The sequence below is a fragment of the Nonomuraea sp. NPDC049709 genome (assembly GCF_040674815.1).
In the GTDB taxonomy this organism is placed as follows: Bacteria; Actinomycetota; Actinomycetes; order Streptosporangiales; family Streptosporangiaceae; genus Nonomuraea.
In genome coordinates this window covers 101,892-122,879 of the sequence record NZ_JBFANM010000022.1, presented here as the reverse complement: position 1 = coordinate 122,879, position 20,988 = coordinate 101,892, and the positions used below count along the sequence as shown (strand labels likewise).

Annotated in this window: 21 protein-coding genes; 9 read left to right on the top strand and 12 right to left on the bottom strand. The window is 71.4% G+C overall.

The window, feature by feature from the left end:
• The first annotated feature begins 7 nt into the window (after nucleotides 1–7).
• Nucleotides 8–1,288, top strand: coding sequence for a Gfo/Idh/MocA family oxidoreductase (locus AB0J69_RS23430; RefSeq protein WP_364120749.1), 1,281 nt, complete (start codon nucleotides 8–10; stop codon nucleotides 1,286–1,288).
• A complete protein-coding gene (locus tag AB0J69_RS23425; RefSeq protein WP_364120746.1) occupies nucleotides 1,278–2,318 on the top strand; it encodes a hypothetical protein in 1,041 nt (346 codons plus the stop codon). The genes AB0J69_RS23430 and AB0J69_RS23425 overlap by 11 nt, the downstream gene beginning before the upstream one ends.
• Before the next feature lie 10 nt (nucleotides 2,319–2,328).
• Here the strand turns inward: AB0J69_RS23425 and AB0J69_RS23420 are convergent, their stop codons facing one another.
• The 6 genes from AB0J69_RS23420 to AB0J69_RS23395 all read right to left on the bottom strand — a co-directional run bounded on the left by AB0J69_RS23420 (nucleotide 2,329) and on the right by AB0J69_RS23395 (nucleotide 8,366).
• The gene (locus tag AB0J69_RS23420; RefSeq protein ID WP_364120743.1) at nucleotides 2,329–4,113 is read right to left on the bottom strand and encodes an ABC transporter substrate-binding protein; all 1,785 of its coding nucleotides are present in this window, start codon (nucleotides 4,111–4,113) and stop codon (nucleotides 2,329–2,331) included.
• A 17-nt stretch (nucleotides 4,114–4,130) separates the two neighbouring features.
• Nucleotides 4,131–4,406: a DUF2160 family membrane protein gene (locus AB0J69_RS23415; protein WP_364120741.1), complete on the bottom strand. Its 276-nt coding sequence runs from the start codon at nucleotides 4,404–4,406 to the stop codon at nucleotides 4,131–4,133.
• A gap of 2 nt (nucleotides 4,407–4,408) precedes the next feature.
• Nucleotides 4,409–5,161, bottom strand: a complete 753-nt coding sequence (locus AB0J69_RS23410) for a carbohydrate ABC transporter permease (RefSeq protein ID WP_364120866.1) — start codon at nucleotides 5,159–5,161, stop codon at nucleotides 4,409–4,411.
• Between the two features lie 85 nt (nucleotides 5,162–5,246).
• Complete coding sequence (locus tag AB0J69_RS23405) at nucleotides 5,247–6,194, bottom strand: sugar ABC transporter permease (protein WP_364120738.1); 948 nt, start codon at nucleotides 6,192–6,194, stop codon at nucleotides 5,247–5,249.
• The gene (locus AB0J69_RS23400; protein ID WP_364120735.1) at nucleotides 6,191–7,285 is read right to left on the bottom strand and encodes an ABC transporter ATP-binding protein; all 1,095 of its coding nucleotides are present in this window, start codon (nucleotides 7,283–7,285) and stop codon (nucleotides 6,191–6,193) included. Before AB0J69_RS23400 ends, AB0J69_RS23405 begins: the two co-directional genes overlap by 4 nt.
• A complete protein-coding gene (locus AB0J69_RS23395; RefSeq protein ID WP_364120732.1) occupies nucleotides 7,278–8,366 on the bottom strand; it encodes an ABC transporter ATP-binding protein in 1,089 nt (362 codons plus the stop codon). The genes AB0J69_RS23400 and AB0J69_RS23395 overlap by 8 nt, the downstream gene beginning before the upstream one ends.
• 336 nt (nucleotides 8,367–8,702) lie before the next feature.
• Between AB0J69_RS23395 and AB0J69_RS23390 the strand changes: the two genes are divergently transcribed.
• The gene (locus AB0J69_RS23390) at nucleotides 8,703–9,842 is read left to right on the top strand and encodes an NAD(P)/FAD-dependent oxidoreductase (RefSeq protein ID WP_364120729.1); all 1,140 of its coding nucleotides are present in this window, start codon (nucleotides 8,703–8,705) and stop codon (nucleotides 9,840–9,842) included.
• Here AB0J69_RS23390 and AB0J69_RS23385 read toward each other — a convergent pair.
• Together AB0J69_RS23385 and AB0J69_RS23380 are read right to left on the bottom strand one after the other, a co-directional pair.
• Entirely contained in the window at nucleotides 9,839–11,332 is a 1,494-nt protein-coding gene (locus AB0J69_RS23385) for an alpha/beta fold hydrolase (protein WP_364120726.1), read from the bottom strand. The two genes, AB0J69_RS23390 and AB0J69_RS23385, sit on opposite strands and share 4 nt — an antisense overlap.
• 82 nt (nucleotides 11,333–11,414) lie before the next feature.
• Complete coding sequence (locus AB0J69_RS23380) at nucleotides 11,415–12,239, bottom strand: SDR family oxidoreductase (RefSeq protein WP_364120723.1); 825 nt, start codon at nucleotides 12,237–12,239, stop codon at nucleotides 11,415–11,417.
• An 82-nt stretch (nucleotides 12,240–12,321) separates the two neighbouring features.
• On the opposite strand from AB0J69_RS23380, the gene AB0J69_RS23375 reads away from it, so the two are divergent.
• A complete protein-coding gene (locus AB0J69_RS23375) occupies nucleotides 12,322–13,887 on the top strand; it encodes a hypothetical protein (RefSeq protein WP_364120720.1) in 1,566 nt (521 codons plus the stop codon).
• Between the two features lie 118 nt (nucleotides 13,888–14,005).
• Here the strand turns inward: AB0J69_RS23375 and AB0J69_RS23370 are convergent, their stop codons facing one another.
• Nucleotides 14,006–14,887: an arginase family protein gene (locus AB0J69_RS23370; RefSeq protein ID WP_364120717.1), complete on the bottom strand. Its 882-nt coding sequence runs from the start codon at nucleotides 14,885–14,887 to the stop codon at nucleotides 14,006–14,008.
• A 400-nt stretch (nucleotides 14,888–15,287) separates the two neighbouring features.
• Here AB0J69_RS23370 and AB0J69_RS23365 point away from each other — a divergent pair, with 400 nt between their 5' ends.
• The 5 genes from AB0J69_RS23365 (at nucleotide 15,288) to AB0J69_RS23345 (ending at nucleotide 18,029) form a co-directional block, all read left to right on the top strand.
• A complete protein-coding gene (locus tag AB0J69_RS23365; protein ID WP_364120714.1) occupies nucleotides 15,288–15,683 on the top strand; it encodes a CGNR zinc finger domain-containing protein in 396 nt (131 codons plus the stop codon).
• An 88-nt stretch (nucleotides 15,684–15,771) separates the two neighbouring features.
• On the top strand, nucleotides 15,772–16,182 hold the full coding sequence (locus tag AB0J69_RS23360) for a hypothetical protein (RefSeq protein ID WP_364120711.1): 411 nt from the start codon (nucleotides 15,772–15,774) through the stop codon (nucleotides 16,180–16,182).
• Between the two features lie 125 nt (nucleotides 16,183–16,307).
• Nucleotides 16,308–16,532 (top strand): hypothetical protein, encoded by a 225-nt coding sequence (locus AB0J69_RS23355; RefSeq protein ID WP_364120708.1) that lies wholly within the window; start codon nucleotides 16,308–16,310, stop codon nucleotides 16,530–16,532.
• 79 nt (nucleotides 16,533–16,611) lie between these two features.
• Nucleotides 16,612–16,908, top strand: coding sequence for a hypothetical protein (locus tag AB0J69_RS23350; protein ID WP_364120705.1), 297 nt, complete (start codon nucleotides 16,612–16,614; stop codon nucleotides 16,906–16,908).
• Nucleotides 16,908–18,029, top strand: coding sequence for a DUF6745 domain-containing protein (locus AB0J69_RS23345; protein WP_364120703.1), 1,122 nt, complete (start codon nucleotides 16,908–16,910; stop codon nucleotides 18,027–18,029). The genes AB0J69_RS23350 and AB0J69_RS23345 overlap by 1 nt, the downstream gene beginning before the upstream one ends.
• Before the next feature lie 62 nt (nucleotides 18,030–18,091).
• Here AB0J69_RS23345 and AB0J69_RS23340 read toward each other — a convergent pair whose 3' ends face one another.
• Genes AB0J69_RS23340 through AB0J69_RS23330 form a run of 3 tightly spaced genes read right to left on the bottom strand, consistent with a single transcriptional unit; the run spans nucleotide 18,092 to nucleotide 20,956 of the window.
• Nucleotides 18,092–18,919 carry an STM4011 family radical SAM protein gene (locus AB0J69_RS23340; protein WP_364120700.1) on the bottom strand — a complete coding sequence of 276 codons (828 nt, stop codon included), beginning with the start codon at nucleotides 18,917–18,919 and terminating at the stop codon, nucleotides 18,092–18,094.
• Entirely contained in the window at nucleotides 18,913–20,178 is a 1,266-nt protein-coding gene (locus tag AB0J69_RS23335) for an STM4012 family radical SAM protein (RefSeq protein ID WP_364120698.1), read from the bottom strand. The genes AB0J69_RS23340 and AB0J69_RS23335 overlap by 7 nt, the downstream gene beginning before the upstream one ends.
• A complete protein-coding gene (locus AB0J69_RS23330) occupies nucleotides 20,165–20,956 on the bottom strand; it encodes an STM4013/SEN3800 family hydrolase (protein ID WP_364120863.1) in 792 nt (263 codons plus the stop codon). Before AB0J69_RS23330 ends, AB0J69_RS23335 begins: the two co-directional genes overlap by 14 nt.
• Nucleotides 20,957–20,988 lie beyond the last annotated feature (32 nt).

The window sequence follows — 20,988 nt, the reverse complement described above, 5'->3', positions numbered from 1 at the left end:
GAGAGACATGAAGTACGCGTTCGTCGGGCTCGGGCACCGCGCGCAGATGTACGTCGACGCGCTGCTCGGGGAGTGGCGTGACGCCGGCACCATCGTCGCCCTGTGCGACACCAACCGGACCCGCATGGACTACTACGTCGAGCGGATCGGTCAGGAAGTGCCGTGCTTCGCCCCCGCTGAGTTCGACAAGGTGCTCGAGCTCGCCGACGCGGTCATCGTCACCACCGTCGACGCCACGCACGCCCGCTACGTGTGCGCGGCGCTCGACGCTGGGCGGGACGTCATCGTGGAGAAGCCGCTCACGATCGACGCGGACGGCTGCGCGGCCATCGCCGCGGCGGCCGAGCGCAGCACCGGCAAGCTGATCGTGACGTTCAACTACCGGTACTCGCCGCGCAACTCCGCCGTGCGCCGCCTGCTCATGCAGGGCGCGATCGGCGAGGTGACCTCGGTGCACTTCGAGTGGACCCTCGACACCATCCACGGCGCCGACTACTTCCGCCGCTGGCACCGCGACCGGGCCAACTCCGGCGGGCTGCTGGTGCACAAGTCCACCCACCACTTCGACCTGGTCAACTGGTGGCTCGGGTCGGCTCCGGAGCTCGTCTTCGCTCAGACCGACCTGCGCTTCTACGGCGCCGAGAACGCCAGGAAGCGCGGCCTGGAGGAGCGCCCCGAGCGCGGGCAGGGCGCGCCCGGGCTGGGCACGGACCCGTTCATCCTGGACATCTCCGCCGACCCCCGGCTCAAGCGCCTCTACCTGGACGCCGAGCACGAGGACGGCTACATCCGCGACCAGGACGTCTTCGGCGAGGGCATCACCATCGACGACAACATGTCCGTCATGGTGCGCTACGCCAACCGCGCCGTCCTGACCTACTCCCTGCACGCCCACGCGCCCTGGGAGGGCTACCGGGTGGCCTTCAACGGCACGGCCGGGCGGCTGGAGCTGGACGTGGTGGAGCGGGAGTGGACGCCGCCGCACGCCGCCATCGACCCGAGCGCGGCCGCCAAGCAGCACGCGACCGGGTCCTGGGAACGGCTCATGCTGCGCCGGCACTGGAGCGAGCCGGAGGAGGTGCCCATCGAGACAGGGGCCGGCGGGCACGGCGGGGGCGACCGCCTGCTGCTCAACGACGTCTTCCGCGGCCCCGACGGCGACCCGCTGGCCCGGCAGGCCGGCTACCGCGACGGCATCCGCAGCGTGCTGACCGGCCACGCGGCCAACGTCTCGGCCCGTACCGGGGCTCCCGTGCACCTGGCGGACGACGGCACGCGTGTTCGCTGAGCTGGCCGGGATCGCCGCGGCGCAGCGCGGGCTGTACCCGGTCCTTCCGGGGCCCGAGCTGCGCGCGGCGGCGCGCGAGGCCATCGGGGTGCTCGACCTCGTGGCCGGTGACGTCCGGGTCGAGCGGACCTGGACCGCGGGCGACCTGTACGGCGAGGAGCTGTCCTGGTCGGTGGGGTTCGGGCCGCGCACGCGGGCGTACCTGCTGCGGCCCCGGGACGCGGCCGGGCCGCTGCCCGGAGCGGTGGCGCTGCACTGCCACGCCGGGATGAAGTGGGCCGGCAAGGAGAAGATCGCCGACGGTCCCGAAGGGCCGTCGCCCGAGGTGCGGCGGCTGCGGGACGACATCTACGGCGGCCGGGCGTTCGCCGGCGAGCTGGCCCGGCGCGGGTTCGCGGTGCTGGCGCACGACGCGTTCGTGTGGGGCAGCCGCCGCTTCCCCCTGGACATCGAGGACGGACCCCTCAGCGAGGCCGACCGTTACGACCTCGCCGCCAGGCAGCACGAGCACGTCGTCGCCAAGCACTGCGCGGTGCTGGGCACCTCGTTCACCGGCGTCGTGGCGGGGGAGGACCTCGCGGCGGCGGCCTACCTGCGCTCCCGGCCCGACGTCGGGCCGGTCGGGTGCGTCGGGCTGTCGGGCGGCGGGCTGCGGGCCGCGCTGCTCGGGGCGTTCGACCCGGACATGCGCGCGGTCGTGGTCGCCGCGATGGTCTCGTCCTACCGGGACATGCTCGGCGGGCACGTCGAGAAGCACACCTGGATGTTGTGGCCGCCGGGCCTGCCTCGGCTGGGCGACTGGCCCGACCTGGTCGCCGCCCGCGCCCCGGCGCCGCTCATGGTCCAGTACGCGATGCGCGACGAGCTGTTCCCCGAGGAGGGGATGCGCCGCGCCCACGCCCGGATCAGCGAGCGCTACCGCGACGCACCCGACGCCTACCAGGCCGTCTTCGCCGACGTGCCGCACAGCTTCGACGTGCCGATGCAGGAGCGGGCCTTCGACTGGCTCGCCGCGCACGTCAAGGAGTAGGGCTTCGCTCTCAGTCGGCCTTCTTCCAGGTGGCGATCAGTTTGTCGTAGTCGAGGGTCTCCGGCTTGCCCCGCTCGTCGGCCAGCTTCGGCGCGGGGGCGCCGGGCTGGTCGTACCAGTACTGGGCGGGCCGCTCCTGGTTCAGCTTCGGCGCGCACTGGCCGCCGTACCCCTGCCGCTCGCGCGAGAGCCGCTCCAGCCGGGACAGGATGTCGTCCTGCTGCTTGGCCAGGTTGTCCATCGACTGCTGCGGCGTGGTCTCGCCGGTCACGGCGGTGGCCACGTTCTGCCACCAGAGCTGGGCCAGCTTGGGGTAGTCGGGCACGTTCGTGCCGGTCGGGGTCCACTGCACGCGGGCCGGTGAGCCGTAGAACTCGATGAGGCCGCCGTACTTCTTGGCGTTGTCGGCGAAGTACTGGCTCTTGATGTCCGATTCGCGGATGAACGTCAGGCCGACGATCGACTTCTTCAGCGACACCGTCTTCGACGTGACGAACTGCGCGTACAGCCAGGCCGCGGCCCGGCGGTCCTGCGGGGTGCTCTTCAGCAGCGTCCACGAGCCGGCGTCCTGGTAGCCCAGCTTGTTGCCGTCCTTCCAGTACGCGCCGTGCGGGCTGGGCGCGATGCGCCACTTCGGCGTGCCGTCGCTGTTGACGACCGGCAACCCCTCCTTGGTCATGTCGGCCGTGAACGAGGTGTACCAGAAGATCTGCTGGGCGATGTTGCCCTGCGCCGGCACCGGGCCGGCCTCGCTGAAGTTCATGCCCGCGGCCTCGCGGGGGGCGTACTTCTTCAGCCAGTCCACGTACTTGGTCAGGGCGTAGACCGCGGCCGGGCCGTTGGTGTCGCCGCCGCGGGTGACCGACGAGCCGACCGGGCGGCAGTTCTCCACCCGGATGCCCCAGTCGTCCACCGGCAGGCCGTTCGGGATGCCGGGGTCGCCGTTGCCGGCCATGGACAGCCAGGCGTCGGTGAAGCGCCAGCCCAGCGACGGGTCCTTGCGGCCGTAGTCCATGTGGCCGTAGACCTTCTTGCCGTCGATGGTGCCGTTGCCGTTGACCTTGCTGGTGAAGAACTCGGCGATGTCCTCGTAGGCCGCCCAGTTGACCGGGACGCCGAGGTCGTAGCCGTACGCGTCCTTGAACTGCTTCTTGATCTCCGGGTCGGTGAACCAGTCGTAGCGGAACCAGTAGAGGTTCGCGAACTGCTGGTCGGGGAGCTGGTAGATCTTCTTGTCCGGCCCGGTGGTGAAGCTGATGCCGATGAAGTCGTTCAGGTCCAGCGTGGGCGAGGTGACGTTCTTGCCCTCTCCGGCCATGTAGTCCGACAGCGGGACCACGTAGTCGCCGCGCGAGTGGGTGCCGATGAGGTCGGAGTCGTTGACGTAGGCGTCGTAGATGTTCTGGTTGCCCTGGATCTGAGTCTGGAGCTTCTCGACGACGTCACCCTCCTGGATCAGGTCGTGCTTGATCCTGATCCCGGTGATCTCGGTGAACGCCTTGGCGAGCTGCTGAGACTCGTACTCGTGCGTGGTGATCGTCTCGGAGACCACGTTGATCTGCATGCCCCGGTACGGGGCCGCGGCCTTGATGAACCAGTCCATCTCCGCGATCTGCTGGTCCTTGCTCAGGGTGCTCGGCGTGAACTCCTGTGACACCCACCGCTGGGCCGCGGCCTTGCCGTCGGCCTCCTTGAAGTCGCTCGCGGGTCGCTCCGCGCCCTGCGTGCAGCCGGCCGCTATCAGGACGAGCGCGGCCAGACCTACGGCCGCGGACTTGCCTGCCCGATGCCTCATCCTTGGCTCCTCTTCTGTTAGCCCCATATGCCGATCACGACCGCCACGAGCAGCGCGCAGCCGAGCGCGAGCCACATGGACAGGTCGGTGATTGCGATCCAGCCGGCCAGCACGACGGCGGCGGTGACCAGGCCGATGTAGAGCCGGTCGCCCCGATCGGTCTCGATGCGCAGGAAGCCCCGCCTGGCCACAGGAGGGGAGATCCGGCCCCAGACCGTCATGACGACCAGCAGCAGTGCCAGTCCGGCGAACACCAGGGCCGTGGGGGCGGTCCAGACCATCCATTCGAGCACGGCTAGACCCTTCCCAGGGCGAAGCCCTTGGCGATGTAGTTCCGTACGAACCAGATGACGATGGCGCCGGGAACGATGGTGAGGACGCCGGCCGCCGCCAGCAGCCCCCAGTCCACGCCCGCCGCGCTCACCGTCCGCGTCATCGTCGCGGCTATCGGCTTGGCGTCCACCGAGGTGATCGTCCGGGCGATCAGCAGCTCGACCCAGCTGAACATGAAGCAGAAGAACGCCGTCACGCCGATCGCGGAGCGGATCATCGGCAGGAATATCTTGATGAAGAAGCGCGGCAGCGAATAGCCGTCTATCGCCGCGGTCTCGTCTATTTCCCGCGGAATCCCGGACATGAATCCTTCGAGGATCCAGACCGCCAGCGGGACGTTGAAGAGCATGTGCGCGATGGCCACGCCGAGGTGCGTGTCGAAGAGGCCGACGCTCTGGTAGATCTGGAAGAACGGCAGCAGGAACACCGCCGGTGGCGCCATGCGGTTGGTCAGCAGCCAGAAGAACAGATGCTTGTCCCCGGCGAACCGGAAGCGGGAGAACGCGTACGCCGCCGGCAGCGCCACGATCAGCGACATCACGGCGTTCAGCGAGGTGTAGACGATGGAGTTGAGATAGCTCGAATACCAGACGGAGTCGGTGAAGAAGGTGGCGTAGTTGTCGAACGTCACGCGCTGCGGGATGAGCGAGAAGCTGCCGAGGATGTCCTCGTTCGGGCGGATGGACATGCCGAACATCCACAACAGCGGCAACATCAGCGTGGCGACGTAGAGCCAGAAGACCGTGCGCGCCCAGGGGAGCCGCCGGCCGGTGGTCCTGTCGCGTTCTGCGCCCATCACCTCACCTCCCCGACCTGGTGAGCACGGTGAAGAAGACGTAGCAGAGGATCTGCACGATCAGGAAGTAGAGCAGCGAGAACGCCCCCGCCGGGCCCAGGTCGAACTGGCCGACCGCGATCTTGGAGAGCAGGATGCTGAGGAACGAGGTGGCGTTGCCGGGCCCGCCGCCGGTGACCACGAACGGCTCGGTGTAGATCATGAAGCTGTCCATGAACCTGAGCAGGATCGCGATCGTCAGCACCCCGCGCAGCCGAGGCAGCTGGATGTGCCGGAACGTGGCCCACGCCGAGGCGCCGTCGATCTGCGCGGCCTGGAAGTACGGCTCCGGGATCGAGCGCAGCCCCGCGTACGCCAGCAGCGCCACCAGCGGCGTCCAGTGCCACACGTCCATGACCAGGACCGTGATCCAGGCGTCCGTCGAGTCCAGCGTGTAGTTGAAGTTGATCCCCAGCACGTTGTTGATCGTCCAGCCGCCCAGCCCGATGTCGCCGCGGGCGAAGATCTGCCAGATCGTGCCCACCACGTTCCACGGGATGAGCAGCGGCAGCGCGACCAGCACCAGCGCGACCGACACCCACACGCCCCGGCGCGGCATGACCACGGCCAGCGCCACGCCCAGGGGGATCTCCAGCAGCAGCACCTGCCCCGAGAACAGCAGCGTGCGCACCAGCGCCGCGCGCACCTCCGGGTCCCGCGCGATCGACCGGAACCACTCCAGGCCGACGAAGACCCGGTCGTTGGGGCTGAAGACGTCCTGCACGGAGAAGTTGACCACGGTCATCAGCGGGATCACCGCGGTGAACGCCACCGACACGACCACCGGCAGGACCAGCCACCAGGCCCGGTTGTCCTTGCGTTTCAGCGCGGCGCGCGGCTCCTCCTCGGCGGTGGCCTCGGTGACGACCTCGCCGCTCACCTGGCTGCCCGCGACAGTGGCCTGGTCGGTCACGCCGGCCCCCTTCCGTTCAGGGGTGCGAGGGAACCGCACCTGACCTTGTCCCGGAACAGGAACGTGCGGTCGGCGGGGAAGTGCAGGAACTCGACCGCGCCGGGCTCGTGGACGGAGCCCGCCTCGGTCTTGGCGATCACCTGGTGCTCGCCGACCACGGTGTGGACCAGGTCGTACGCGCCCATCCGGTCGACCCCGACCACCTGGGCCGGCACCCCGGGCGAGGTGAGCGCGCCGGTGATCAGCACGAACTCGGGCCGCACGCCGATCCGGACCGGCCCCGGCGGCAGGGGCTCCACGGCCGCCCCCACGTCCGCCTGCCCGATGCGCACGACGTCCCCGACGATCTCGGCGGGCAGCATGTTCATGCCGGGGGAGCCGATGAAGTGGCCGACGAACTCGTGCGCCGGCGACAGGAACAGCTCCGCCGGCTGCCCGGCCTGCACGATCTCACCGTCGTTGAGCACGACCACCTCGTCGGCGAACGTCAGCGCCTCCGTCTGGTCGTGGGTGACGTAGATCAGGGTGTGGCCGGTGTCGCGGTGGATCTCCTTGAGCTTGCTGCGCAGCGTCCACTTGAGCGTGGGGTCCACCACGGTCAGCGGCTCGTCGAGGAGGACGGCGGCGACCTGGGAGCGGACGAGGCCGCGGCCCAGGCTGACGATCTGCTGGCGGCCCGGGTCGAGCCTGCGCGATCTGCGGTTCAGGACGTGGTCGAGACCGAGGAGCTGCGAGACCTGGCGGACCCGCTGGTCGATCTCCGGCTTCGGGACCTTCCGGTTCCTGAGGGGGAAGGCGAGGTTGTCGTAGACCGACATCTCCTCGTACAGGACCGGGAACTGGAAGACCTGCGCGATGTTGCGGCCCGCGGTGGGCACGCCGGTGACGTCGCGGTCGTCGAGGAAGATCCGGCCCACCGTGGGTGTGATCAGGCCGGAGATGATGTTCAGCAGCGTCGTCTTGCCGCAGCCGCTGGGGCCGAGCAGCGCGTACGCCCTGGAGCCGCGCCACGTCCACGTCATCGGCTTGACCGCCCACGTCCGGCCGCCGTCGTAGCTGTGGCCCACACCCTCCAGCCGGATGTCAGCCATGCAGGTCCACCTCCGCGGCGCTGGTGGCGAGCAGGTGGCCCGCGCGGTCGAAGACGAAGACGTGCGCGGGGTTCACGTACGCGACCGTGGGCTGGCCGGGGGTGAACAGCCGGGGGCCCGGCAGGTGGGCGACCAGGTGGCGGCCGCCTTCGAGGAGGAGGTGCAGGAACGTCGCGCTCCCGGTGACCTCGGCGAGCCTGATCTCGGCGGGCAGCTCCAGCGCGCCGGGGCCGTCGGGGGTGATCGACACCTGGTGGGGCCGCACGCCGAGCAGGACGTCCTGGCCGGACGCGTGCGCGCGGGGCGCGGGGAAGGAGGTGCCGAGCAGCTCGATCCGGCCGTCGCGGACGACGCCGGGCAGCAGGTTGAGCGGCGGGTCGCTGAGCGTGGCGGCCACGGCCAGCGTCGGCGGGTGCGCGTACATGTCGGCGACGTCGCCGACGTGCTGGACCTTGCCCTCGCCCAGGACCACGGTGGGCGCCGCGAACGTCAGCGCCTCGCCGGGGTCGGCGGTGGAGTAGAGCACCACGCCGGAGGAGCCGGCGAACATGCTCTTCAGGTCGGCCCGCAACTGCTCGCGCAGCTTGAAGTCCAGGTTGGCCAGGGGCTCGTCGAGCAGCAGCACGTCCACGGGGCGGGCCAGGGCGCGGGCGATGGCGGTGCGCTGCTGCTGCCCGCCCGACAGCTCGGCGGGCCGGCGGTCGAGGAGCTCGGCGATGCCCATGAGCTCGGCCACCTCGCGCACCCGGCGGTCCACGCCGTCGCGGCGGAATCGCGGGTCGAGGCGGAGCGGGGAGGCGATGTTCTCGTAGACGGTCAGCGACGGGTAATTGATGAATTGCTGATAGACGAAGGCGACCGAACGTTTTCGCACCGAAATTCTGGTGACGTCTTTTCCGTTGACCGTCACCCGGCCTGAGTCGGGCGTCAGCAAACCGGCGACGACCCGCATCAACGTCGTCTTTCCCGCCGTCATCGGGCCGATGAGGGTGGTCATTCCATCAGATAATTCCAGGCGGATGTCGTCGAGCCAGATCTCTCCGCGCTGTCGCACGGAGACGCCGTCGAGAATCACCGTCACTGTGCCCGGTCCTCTCTGCTTCCCTCCCTTCTAACATGATCTGAATGTGCCTGCAAAGAGGGTCAATGTGGCCTTTGTGAACGATGTGACAGTTGTTTTCTCGCCCTGTCAAGGCGGAGAAAGCCGTGAACGGCGTGGGCTATCGCCTCGATGGCTCGTGCGCTGGTCATGGCAGTGAGCGGGATAAAGGTCAGGAAGTAGCGATATAGGACAATTTCCTGCATTTGTGCTGAGGTCATGCCTGCGACCGTTGGCCAACAAGCGTTGACATCCAAGGGTGGTCCCTCTAGTGTCAACAGGTGTTGGCCTACAAGCGTGGGCTTCTAAGGAGGAACCATGATCAGCACTGACGTGCTCGTCGTCGGCGCCGGCCCCGTGGGGCTGACCACCGCCATCGTCCTGACCCAGCTCGGCCACGGCGTCGTCGTCGTGGACGGGCAGGCCGAGGGCGCGAACACCTCCAGGGCCGCCGTCGTGCACTCGCGCACGCTGGAGCTGCTGGAGCCGTACGGGGTCACGCCCGCCCTGACCGCGCGCGGGGTGCACACGCCGCGCTTCACGATCCGCGACCGCGACCGGCTGCTGGTGCCGGTGCCCTTCGAGGGGCTGCCGACGCGTTACCCGTACACGCTGATGGTCTCCCAGGCGGACACCGAGGCGTTCCTGCTGGGCCGGCTGACGGAGCTGGGCGTCCGGGTGCTGCGGCCGGCGCTGGTGACCACGGTCGAGCAGGACCCCTCCGGCGTCACCGCGACCCTGGCGGACGGGCGCACGCTGCGGGCCTCCTACCTGGTGGGGGCCGACGGGCTGCACAGCGTCGTACGCGAGCAGGCCGGGATCGGCTTCGGCGGCGGCACGTACGCCGAGTCGTTCACCCTGGCCGACGTCCGGCTGAGCGGCGGGGTGCCGCAGGACGAGGTCATCCTCTACTTCTCGCCCGACGGCCTGGTGGTCGTGGCACCGCTGCCCGACGGGCTGTACCGGATCGTGGCCACCGTGGACGAGGCCCCGCGCGAGCCCGACGCGGCGTTCGTGCAGCGGCTGCTCGACACGCGCGGGCCGCAGGCCGTGCCCGCCGTGGTCGAGGAGGTGGTGTGGGGGTCGCGCTTCCGCGTTCACCACCGGATCGCCGACACCTACCGGGACGGGCGGGTCCTGCTCGCCGGGGACGCCGCGCACGTGCACTCGCCCGCCGGCGGGCAGGGCATGAACCTGGGCGTCGAGGACGCCGTCAAGCTGGGCGAGGCGCTGGCCAAGGTGCTGGCGGGCGGCCCCGAGGACCAGCTCGACGGCTACGCCGCCGCCCGCCGGCCGGTGGCGGAGAAGGTCGTGGCGCTGGCCGGGCGGCTGACGGCGCTGGCCACGGCGAGCGCGGCCCTGCGGCCGGTGCGCAACCTGGTGCTGGGGCTCGCGGGCCGGGTCCCCGCCGTACGCCGCCGCCTGGCCTGGCAGCTCTCCGGCCTCGACCGCCGTTAACTCGGCAGCGGGACCCCGGGGCAGGAGCCCGGGCGGTGACCGGTCTCGAAGTAGGCGACGACCTTGGTGAGACAGGCCGGAGTCCTCAGGGCGGAGCCGTGGACGTCGTCATTGATCGTCACCACGTGCCCGCCGACGACCTTCTGCGTCTCCAGCGTCCACTCGTACGGCGACGGGCTCTCGTGCAGATGCCCCGACAGCACCAGCGACCCCCCGCTGTGCCGCAGCTTCGGGGCCTGGGCGGGCAGCGGCCACCCCGCGCACAGCGGGAAGAACGTGCTGGCCTCGCCGGTCACCGGATAGCGCTTCAGCCGCTGCTGGTAGGCGTTCCAGGCCGACTCGAACGTACGCGGGCCCAGATCCTCGTTGCAGAAGATGGACACGTTGGCCACCCGGTTCTGGCGCTCGGGCGCATCCGCGGGCATCGGCGGCCGCTCATCGCCGAAGGCCCGCTTGAGCGCGGGCGGCGCCTCCGGCCCGGTGGCGTCCACCAGCTCCTTCAGCACCTCGGCCACGTCCGGCCAGGCCACGCTCGGCTGCCCGGCGGCTCCCGCGATCATCCGGCCGTCGATGGTGACGTCGATGTCGGTAAAGGTCAACGGGTCGGCGTCGTACTTCTCGCGCAGCCGCGTCAGCGCCGAGACCACCTCCTCCTCGGTCGAGCCGAATCCGTACGTGTCGTCGCGCCCGGCGATCCACCCGGCCATCCGCCGGAAGTCGCGGTCGGTGGCCATGGCGCGCACCTCGGTGAAGACGTCCATCCTGGGCACGGGCAGCGCCTGGCTGTCCAGCCACATGCGCCGCACCTTCCCGGGGAACAGGCTGCGGTAGACCGTCCCCAGCCAGGTGCCCCACGAGACGCCCAGGAAGCTGATCCGCGGCTCGCCCAGCGCGGCGCGGATCCGGTCGAGGTCGCGGGCCACGTTCGCGGTCGTGAGCTGCCCGACGAAGCCGGGGTCCGACTTGCCGCACTCCTGGTTGCCCTTGACGGTCTCGGCGTAGATCCTCCTGGCCTCCTCCTCGGTGACGGGGCCCGGACCCGGTGGCTTCGGCCGGCCCGCCGCGCACTTGACCTTGGTGCTGTAGCCGACGCCGCGCGGGTCGAACCCGATCAGGTCGTGGCGGTCGTTCAGCTTCGCGCCGCCCATGACGAGCTCGATGGGCATCAGGTAGCCGCTGCCGCCCGGCCCGCCGGGGTTGACCGCCAGGCTGCCCACGCGCCGCTTCCGGTCGGTGGCCTTGAGCCTGGTCAGGGCGATGGTGATCTGCTTGCCGCCCGGGTCCGCGTAGTTCTGGGGGACCTTGAGCGTGCCGCATTCCGTACGGCCGAACAGGCGCCGGAACTCGGGGAAGTCCTTCTCGGCGAGCCCGCTCCAGCGCAGCACGTCGTCGGAGTAGGCCGGGCAGTCCCGCCACGCGATCGCCGGTGGCTCGGGGACGGCCAGGGCGCCGAGCGCCACGGCGCCCGCGATGAGAGTGTGAAGGATCATGCCCTCAGGCTGGCCGCGGGCCGGGCCGGTCACATCCCCCGGCAGTGGGAGCCCGCGGCTCTCCTTCAGGGGAGGATCGCGTTCAGGGGAGGATCGAGTCCACGTAGCCGCCGTCCACCCGCACCGCCGCGCCCGTCGTCGCGGAGGCGAAGGGCGAGCTCAGGTAGACCACCATGTTCGCGATCTCCTCGGGCTCGATCAGCCGCTGGAGCAGCGACTGCGGGCGGTGCAGCCGCATGAACTCCCGCTGCGCCCGATCCCAGGGCAGGTCCCGGTCCACCAGCTGGTAGACGAACTCCTCCACGCCCCCGGTGTGCGTCGGCCCCGCGATCACGGAGTTGACCGTCACCCCGCTGCCCGCCGCCTCCTTGGCGAACCCCCGGGAGACCGCCAGCAGCGCGGTCTTCGTCATGCCGTAGTGGATCATCTCCTGGGGGATGACGACGGCGGAGTCGCTCGCGATGTACTGGATCCGGCCCCAGCCGCGCTCGGTCATGGCGGGCAGGTAGGCCCGGGTGAGGCGGACCGCGGCCAGCACGTTGACCTCGAAGTAGCGCCGCCACTCGTCGTCGCCGATCTCCAGCGCCGGCTTGGTCCCGAAGATGCCCAGGTTGTTGACCAGGATGTCCACGTGGGGGAGCATGCTCACCACCCGCTCGCAGCCCTCGTCCGTCGAGACGTCGCCCGGCGCCGCGACCAGGTCGTAGCGCGGCAGCTCGCCGGCGGTCCGCTCGGCCTCGATGCGCTCGTCGTCCATCCGCTCGATGGCCGCCGCGACCGAGCCCTCGCCGCGGCCGTTGATGCCCACCCGGGCCCCGGCCTGGGCCAGCCCGGTGGCGATGGCCGCCCCGATCCCCTGGGTCGAGCCGGTGACCAGCGCGGTCCTGCCACTGAGATCGATCCGCACGATGTCCCACCTCCTGCCGCCATTCTCCGCGATCACTCGACGGCGGCTCGCACCGGGGGTGTGATGCGTAGGCTGGGGGCGCGTGGAAGGGGCGTGGGTGCACCGGATCCTGTGGCTGGTCGTGGCGGTCGCCTTTGTGGTGGGCATGGTCATACCGGACGATCCGGAGACGGAGGAGTGCCCGCCCCGCGACACCCGGGTGGTGGCCCCCTACGCGGTCACCGGCTACTGGGTCATGCCGCGGGCCGACAGGTGCGTCACGCAGCGCATGGTCGAGGCGATCCACACCATCGGCGGCGACACGCTGATCACGTTCGGGCCCCGGTTCGACACCCGGCCCGATCCCGACTTCGACGCCTGCCTCGTGGACGGCAGGCCGTGCGCCGAGGTGCCGGGCAAGCGGGTCCGCCAGGTCTACACGTACGCGACCAGCGAGGAGTTCGGGCAGGGCATGCTGCGCTGCCCCGGGCTCGACCGGCGGATCGAGAGCCGGGGGCGGATCTTCTACCGGCTGTCGCTGGCCGCCTCCTGCGCCGACGCCGTGCACGACCTCGTGCTCGTCACCACCGACGGCGACGGGCTGGGGAACCTGATGCGGGAGGCGACCGCGTACGGCATGACGGTCTTCCCCGGGCTGCCCGCGGCGCCCCAGCGGGAGGGCAAGCCGTGGGAGCCCGACCACGCCCACACCGCGGCGCTCAACGCCTTCACGGCGCGGGTGCTGGCCGACTACCGGGAGCGGTTCACGGGGCTGTCGGCGTTCGGCGGGGTGTACCAGTCGTTCGAGCTGGCCGTGCGGGCGCGGGCGGACAAGGACCCGATCGTCTCGCTGTACGCGGCCCAGCACGCGGTCGTCGCCGCCGCGCTGCCCGGGAAGAAGATCGTGGTCAGCCCGTACATCGACGCGCGCAGGGGCCGCGGGTTCCCGCCGTCGCAGGTGGAGGAGGGCCTCGCGGATCTCGCCGGCACCCGGGCGGGGCTGCCGATGGCGATCGCCGTGCAGGACGGGCGGGGGACGGGCAAGGTCCCGGTGTACGGCGCGCACGAGGCCGCCGCGAAGGTGGCGCCCCGGCTGGTGCCGGTCGTGGGGGACGTGCGCAACGCGCAGGCGTACTACGGCTCCACCAGCGACTACGTCGAGGCGGCGGCCCGGCGCGTCCCGCAGGACGTGGAGCTGTGGGTCAACGTGGAGGGCTTCGAACCCGCCCCGGCGGCGGGCGAGTGCGGGCGGGTGGACCCGCTCCCGCTGCGCGGGCGGACCACGAAGAGCCGGCTCGACCAGCAGGTCATGGCGGCGGGGCGGCATGCCGTCAAGGTCATCTCTTACGGGTGGGACCCCTTCTTCACCTGCCAGGCCCGCTACGACACGCCGTCGCTCGCCGACGACATCGCGGCCGGGTGGCAGCAGCCGATCATCGTCGCCGCGTACCGGAAGGAGCTGAACGGGCGGCCCGGGATCCTCGTCGAAGGCCACAACCTGCACGGCGGCACGCTGCGCTTCGGCGACGTGGTGGTGAAGCAGGAATGGTACGGGCGGGAGCGGCTCGAGTCGGCCTGGGCCCCGTACGTGCCCTCGGGCACCTGGACCGCCATCACGGCCACCAACGCGGCCGGCCACTCCAGCACCAGCGCCTACGTCATCCGCTAGCCCTGCCTCCGCGGGCTGTCACCCGACCACCCAGTGCCACCCGCGCTTGTCACGACCGATGCCGAAAGTGGGAGGCCAGGAGCGGTGACGTGCGGAGGATGGGGTCAGGGGCCGGGGGTCAGGTGAGGGCGGCCACCAGGATGTCGGCCAGCAGGGCCGCCTGGGTGCCGTCCGGGTCGAGGTCGGGATCGAGGATCGTCACCTCCAGCCCGGCGGCTCCAGGCAGGCCCGCCAGCCCGCGCAACAGCCCGGTGAGCTGGGCGGCGTCCAGCCCGCCAGGAGTCGGGGAGTCCACGGCGGGCAGCACGGACGGGTCGAGCACGTCGGCGTCCACGTGGATCCAGAACCCGTCGAGCTCGCCCCGCACCAGCACCTCCCTGGCCCGGTCGAGGGGGATGTCGTTCCCGGGCACGTACGCCAGCCCGCTGTCGGCGATGTCCCGCAGGTCCTCCTCGTCCCGCACCCCGAGCACGATCACGTCCTCGTCCCTGACGTACGGCCGCAGCCCGCCGATGTCCGTCAGGTAGTCGTCACCCCGCCCGGTGACCAGCGCCAGATCCTCACCGGCCGCCGCGCCGACGTGCGGCGAGTTGCCCAGGTGCCGGAAGTCGGCATGCGCGTCCAGGTACGCCAGCCCGTACCGCCCTTGCTCGCGCAGGGCCAAGGCGGGCCCGAGCACGATCGAGCAGTCACCGCCCAGCAGGATCGGGAACCCGCCGTCCCGCCTGATCACGCTCACCCGGTCGGCCAGGGCGCGGGCGTAGGCGGCGATGGCGGGCCCGTTGCGCACGCCGTCGCCCGGCTTCCAGGTGGTCACGTAGCGGGGCGGGACGAGCGCGCCCGCGTCGGTCGCGCCGAGACGCCCGACAAGGCCGGCGTTCCGCAGCGCCCAGGGGGCCTTGTAGCAGCCGGGGATCGTGCCGGGGGCCGGTGGGCGCAGGCCGAGGTTGGAGGGGGCGTCGAGGACCGTCAAGACTCTGTCAGGGGTTATTATGCTCATAGTCCTGACGGTAACAGGAGGGGTGCGGATGCGCCAGTTCGGTGAGACGGGGGTCGTGGCGATCGACCTGGCCAACACGTGGGACGAATACCTGGACGACCCTGAGCGGCTGCCGGACGTGGCGGCGTTGCGACGCTTCTGCGCGGAACTGGACGTGCCGTGCCCGCCCGGCGGCGATGAGCGAGAGACGGGCTCAGCGGTTGCGTCCGGTGGCGGTCGGGGTGATGCGGGCTCGGCGGGTGCGTCCGGTGATGGCCGGGATGATGCAGGCGATGCGGGCTCGGCGGGTGGGTCCGGTGGCGGCCGGGGTGATGGAGGCTTGGCGGGTGGGTCCGGTGGTGGCCGGCACGAAGCGGGGGTTGCGGGCTCGGCTGAGGGGCCTGGTGGCGGTCGGCGGGAGGTGGGTGAGGCGGGGGAGCTCGAGGCCGTCCGGGTGGTGCGGGGGCGGCTCCGGGAGGTCCTGAGCGGCGCGGACGCGCAGGCACGGACGCGGGCCCTGGCACGCTGGGCGGCCGAGCTGCCGCTGCGCGCGACCGTGGCGGATTCGGAGGGCACCCCGGTCCTGCGGCTCGCCGCCCCCGAGGGCGCCCCGCTGGGCGAGCGGCTCGCGGTGCGGGCGGTGACGGAACTGCTGGACCTCGCGGCGGCCGGCGACTGGGAACGGCTGCGCCTGTGCGCGGCCCACCCGTGCCAGGACGCCTTCGTCGACAGGAGCCGCCCGGGCCGGCGCCAGTTCTGCTCGACCCGCTGCGCCAACCGCGCCCACGCCGCCGCCTCCCGCGCCCGACACCGCTGAGCCGCTTATCTGAACTACTTCAGATAAGCAGGTGGCCATGGTGACGAAGAGCTTTCCGTACAGCGCGTTCCTCCGAGGACCCTCAGAGGTGCTGCCCACCCTGGACAATGCCGACGTCATCCTCGAACGCCGCGACGACGAGAAGCTCATCCTGATGCGCGCGGAACGGTTCGAAGCGGGGGCGGCCAGCCTGCGCATCGCCGCCCGAGCGCTCGCCGTCGTGGCTCGCCGCAACGGCGATCTCGCGGAGGAAGTGCTGGCAGAGGAGCTTCCCTGGCTCACTTGGCTGCCCGATGCGGAGCGGCATGAGTGTGTGCGTGAGCTCCTCAACCACCTGATCGCCGGTGCGGACACGGGAGAGCTGCTCCCGTTCGCGCGGGCGCTGACGTCGTGGCGATCGACCGCGGTGGTCTGGAGCGACCCGCGGCTCGCCCGCGAACTGCAGGGGCCCTTCCCTGGCGATGGTGGAGAGGTAACGCGCCCGAACGGCGACGTCTGATGTCAGGGCGTGGCGACGACGTGCCGCGGCCTCATCCATGGCGCGTCCGCTTCGCCGACAGGCGCGCGGCTGAGGGCTGGCGGCACCTTCTCGCTCAAGCACCGGAGAACCTCGACCGGGCATGGGTGTCCATCACCGCGGACCCGCGACGGGTGGACTGCCGCCGGCACCCGCTCAAGGGCGCGCTCGGTGTGGTCAAGGTAGGCGGCCAATCGCTGGAACAGTGGCAGTACGAAGCCACGTCCGGCGGTCGGTTGTGGTGCGCGATCGACGACGAGGAGCGCACCTTGTGGATCACGCGTGCCGGCGCCGGCCATCCGAAGCAGACCGACCAGCGGCGTGGCCGGTAGGGCGGCGCGGGTGAGACCGGGAATTGTCGGTGGGCCCGGTTAGCTTTCGATCATCCCCCCGATCGATGGAGGTTGGTCGATGTACCGACAGGGCGACATCCTGCTCGTGCCCGTTCCCGAGGAGTCCGCGCCCAGCGTGGCGCGTTCCGAGCCGAGGGATGCCCGTGGGCGGCTCGTGCTGGCGCACGGTGAGGCCACCGGGCACTGCCACGCCATCCCCGGTCCCGGCACGTTGGCCCGGGGTTTTCTGCACCTGCCCGAGGGCGGGCGGCTCGTGCACGAGGAGCATGAGGCGATCTCGTTGCCGAAGGGCTGGTATCGCGTGGTCCGGCAGCGTGAATACGTGCCCGGCTCCTACCGGGTGGTGGCCGACTGATGGCGACCTTGACGTGGGAGCGGGTCGCCCTCGCGACCGGGCCGGGGGAGGATGCCGAGGAGGCTGTGCGGCAGGCGTACCGGGAGGCGGGGCTGGCCGAGCCCGAGCTGGTCGTGGTGCTGCCGTCGCCCGCCGCCGGAGCCGAACTGGCGGCTCGCCTGGCCGGAGGTGAGGAGGCCGGTTCCGGGCAGGGGAGCGATGGTCCCGACGGGCAGGGGAGCGATGGTTCCGGCGCGCTGGGCAGTGCCGGTTCCGGGGTGGGAAGTGGTGGTCTCAGGCTGGGGAGCGGTGGGGCCGGGCGGTGTGTGCGGGATGAGCTGCGTACCAAGCCTTGGGAGCGGGCCAGGGCGGCGGCGTACGGCGAGCTGGGGCATGTCGGGTGGGCGGAGCTGTGGGCCGAGACGGGTGGGCGGCTCTGGCCGCAGGTCGATCGGCTCGTCGGCGACCTGCGGCGGGCCATCGCCGACCGGGGCGGCGAGAGCTTGCGTCAGGTGACCCTCGACGCCGTGCTCGGGCAGCACGACGCGCCCTGGCTCTCGGCGTTCGACGCGCTCGACGCGCCCTGGCCGGCGGCGCTGGGCGGGCTCGACGGGCTCAAGCGGGTGGCCGAGCGCGCGGGGTGGTGGTGGCCGTACGAACGGGTCGCCATCGTCACGGAACGGCCCGTCGAGCTGCACCTCGACGACCAGGGGCGGCTGCACCGCGCGGACGGGCCGGCCATGGTCTACGCCGACGGGTTCGCCCTGCACGCCTGGCACGGCATGCCCGTCCCGGCCGGCTTCGGCGCCGCGATGACCGGGCTCACCCCCGAGCGCATCCGCTCCGAGGAGAACGCCGAGTTGCGCCGCGTCATGCTGGAGCACTTCGGGTTCGACCGCTACCTGGCCGAGTCGGGCGCGGAGCCGGTGCACTCCGACGAGACCGGCGTCCTGTGGCGGGTCGAGCTGGCCGGTGACGAGCCGCTGGTCATGGTGGAGGTGGTCAACTCCACGCCCGAGCCCGACGGCACCCGCCGCACCTACTTCCTGCGGGTGCCGCCGTGGACCGAGCGCGCCCGCCAGGGGGTCGCGTGGACGTTCGGGGTCGCCGAGGACGCCTACCTCCCGCAGCGTGAGACCTGAGGTCACAGCGCCCCGGGAGGGCCGGGCGGTCATGGTCCGGTACGGCGGTTCGTTCGCCGAGGTCAGAAGGTGGTGGGGATGCGTTCGAGCACCCCGCCGGTGAAGACGTCGTAGAGACCGAGCGGCTCCAGGTGGACATACCCGATATGGCAGTCGCAGGCCGTGGCGGGGCACCCCCGGGGCCGCAGCGCGCCCCGGTACGAGCCGTCGTACAGGTTGCCCAGCACCTCCGGCACGAAGTGGCAGCGGCGCACGGTGCCGTCGCCGTTCACCGAGATCACGCTGTCTCCCGTGCGGCAGGGCAGGCCCGCGCTGGCGTGCGGGAAGCGGCTGTGATGGAAGAGCGGGTCGACGGCCGACCACTCGGCGGCCTCGGCGTCGGTGTAGAGGCGGCCCTCCTCGGCGTTGACCCACACGTACGTCTCGGGCGGCAGGTCGGCCCGGAGCCTCCTCGCGTACGGCAGGTGCGCCGGGTCGCCGACGATGCCGACGCTGTGGCGCACCGGCAGCGAGCGGATCTTGGCCAGGAACCGCTCGTACGGCACCTGCGTCGGGTGGTAGGTCACCCACAGCGCGGCCCGCTCCGACGCCTCCGACAACCACCCCGTACGGCAGCTCAGATTCGTCTGGACGGCGACCTTCGCGACGTTCGGCAGCCAGGACAGCTCCACGAGGGCCCGCCGGTACCAGGACCTGACCAGGCCCTCACCCCACGGCGTGAACAGCACCGAGACCTCGAACGCCTGCTCCGCGACCCACCCGGCGAACCGCTCCAGCGCGGCCCTGTCGGCGCGCAACTGCTCGGGCGTGTCGCGGCGCTTGGCGAACGGGCAGTAGGCGCAGTCGTAGTCGCAGCTGGCGAGGGGGCCCCGGTAGAGGATGGTCAGCATGCCTCGTACCCGTCCATGAGCCGCCGCACCTCGGGCGAGAACAGGGCGGGGCCGATCGCGTCGGAGTGGGCCAGGCCCTCCGGGGTGAGCGCGATCGTCTCGTCCGTGATCGTGAGCCAGTGACCTAGCCAGTCCATGGGGAAGTCGTCCAGGACGTCGCTGCCGAACCGGTCCGTGTAGAGCCGCCGGGACATGCCCTCCGCCCGCAGCAGCGACTGGATGAGGTGCCGCCGCCTGCGCTCGTCCGGCGAGAGCGCGAAGCCCACGTTCGCCACGTCGAAGTCGGCCCTGGCCACGTAGTCGTCGATGATCGAGCGCACGTGCCGCGCGCCGACGGCGTACTCGAAGGAGTAGTGCAGGCCGCTCGTGTACGACCGTGCCCCGCAGCCCAGGCCCACCATGCCGTCGGTCTGGCAGCAGTAGTCCGCCTCCGCACCGGAGCCGGGGAGCCGGAACATGCGCATGGACACCTGCTCGTACCCGGCCGCCAGCAAATGGTCGCGCCCGGCCCGGTAGAGCTCCAGGCGCTGGTCGTCCCATGCCCGCCCCTGCTTGCCCAGCCCGGTCAGCGGCCGGACGTAGAGCGGGTAGAGGTACAGCTCCTCCGGCCGCCACCCGAGTGCGGTGTCCAGCGAGTACTGCCACGACCGGGAGGTCTGCCCGTCGATGCCGTAGATCAGGTCGATGTTCAGCACCGGCACGCCCGACGCCCTGATCGCGTCCAGCGCCGCGTCCACCTCGGCGCGCTTCTGCGGGCGCACCGCCGAGCGGGCCTCCTCCGGCACGAAGCTCTGCACGCCGATGGAGATCCGCGACGTGCCGCGCTCGGCGAGCACGGACAGGCGGTCGGGCGTGGCGGTGGCCGGGGAGGTCTCCACCGACAGCGGGACCCGCGCCAGGTCCACGCCCATCGTCCGCTCCGTCAGGTCGAACAGCCGGTCCAGCTCGCGGGCGCTGAGGTACGTCGGCGTGCCCCCGCCGAGCGCCGCCGTGCCGAAGGAGGTCTCCTCCAGCGCGTCGCGTACCTGCCCGGCCTGGCGTTCGAGGGCGTCCAGGTAGGCCGTGACCAGCTCCTCCGGCGCGCCGGTGCGGGTGAACAGGTTGCAGAAGCCGCAGCGCATCTCGCAGAACGGGATGTGCACGTACAGTGCTCCCGGCCGTTCCCCGGCCCAGACCTCCTTGAGGTGCGGGCGCGGGTCGAGCGGCCGGTACGCGGTCTTGTGCGGGTAGGCGTAGACGTAACTCTCATACGGCCGCATGGTTCTCCAGGACGAAATGGGTGTAGGGGACCGTCCAGACCACCTCGTGGCCGATGCGGTGGCCGACGTGCCCGTCCTCGCCGTACGCCGTGCCGTGGTCGGAGCACACGATCGCCAGGCAGGGCCGGCGGCGGCTCATGAGCGCGTAGAGCCGGCCGATGTGCTGGTCGACGTAGCGCAGGGCGGCGGCGTGGCTGTCCAGGGAGTCGCCGGTGGCGCCGGGCAGGTAGAAGTGGTTCGGCTGGTGCAGGGCCGAGACGTTGAGGAAGAGGAAGACCGGGCCGCGCGCGTCCCGCAGCACCTCGGCGGCGCGGTCGATCTGCCGCTCCAGCGAGGCGGGGTTCGTCACGCCGAACTCCGGCTCCCAGTGGCTCTCGGCGAACAGGCCCGGCAGCGCCGACCCGAGCGGGGTGAGCTTGTTGAAGAACCCGACGCCGCCGACGCACACCGTGTGGTAGCCGGCCCGCGCGAGACCCGTGGGCAGGTCGGGAGCGTCGAACACCCACGTCCCCGCCGCCGTGCTCTCGCTCCCGGGGAACGTGGCCGCGAACAGCCGGGGATGCGGGCCGGGGGTGACCGGCGTGGGCAGGAAGCCGGCGAACATGGCGGCGTGGGCAGCGTACGTGAAGCTGCCCGGGCTGTGCCGCCGCTCCCAGCGCGCGCCGGGCGGCAGCAGGTTCGGCAGCAGCCCGGCCTCGGCCTGGGCGGCGGCCACGTCGTAGCGCAGCGTGTCGAGCGTGACCAGGAGGACGTCGTGGCTGCCGATGATCGCGTCCATGTCGAGCCCGTCACCAGCGGCTGTCATCGCGT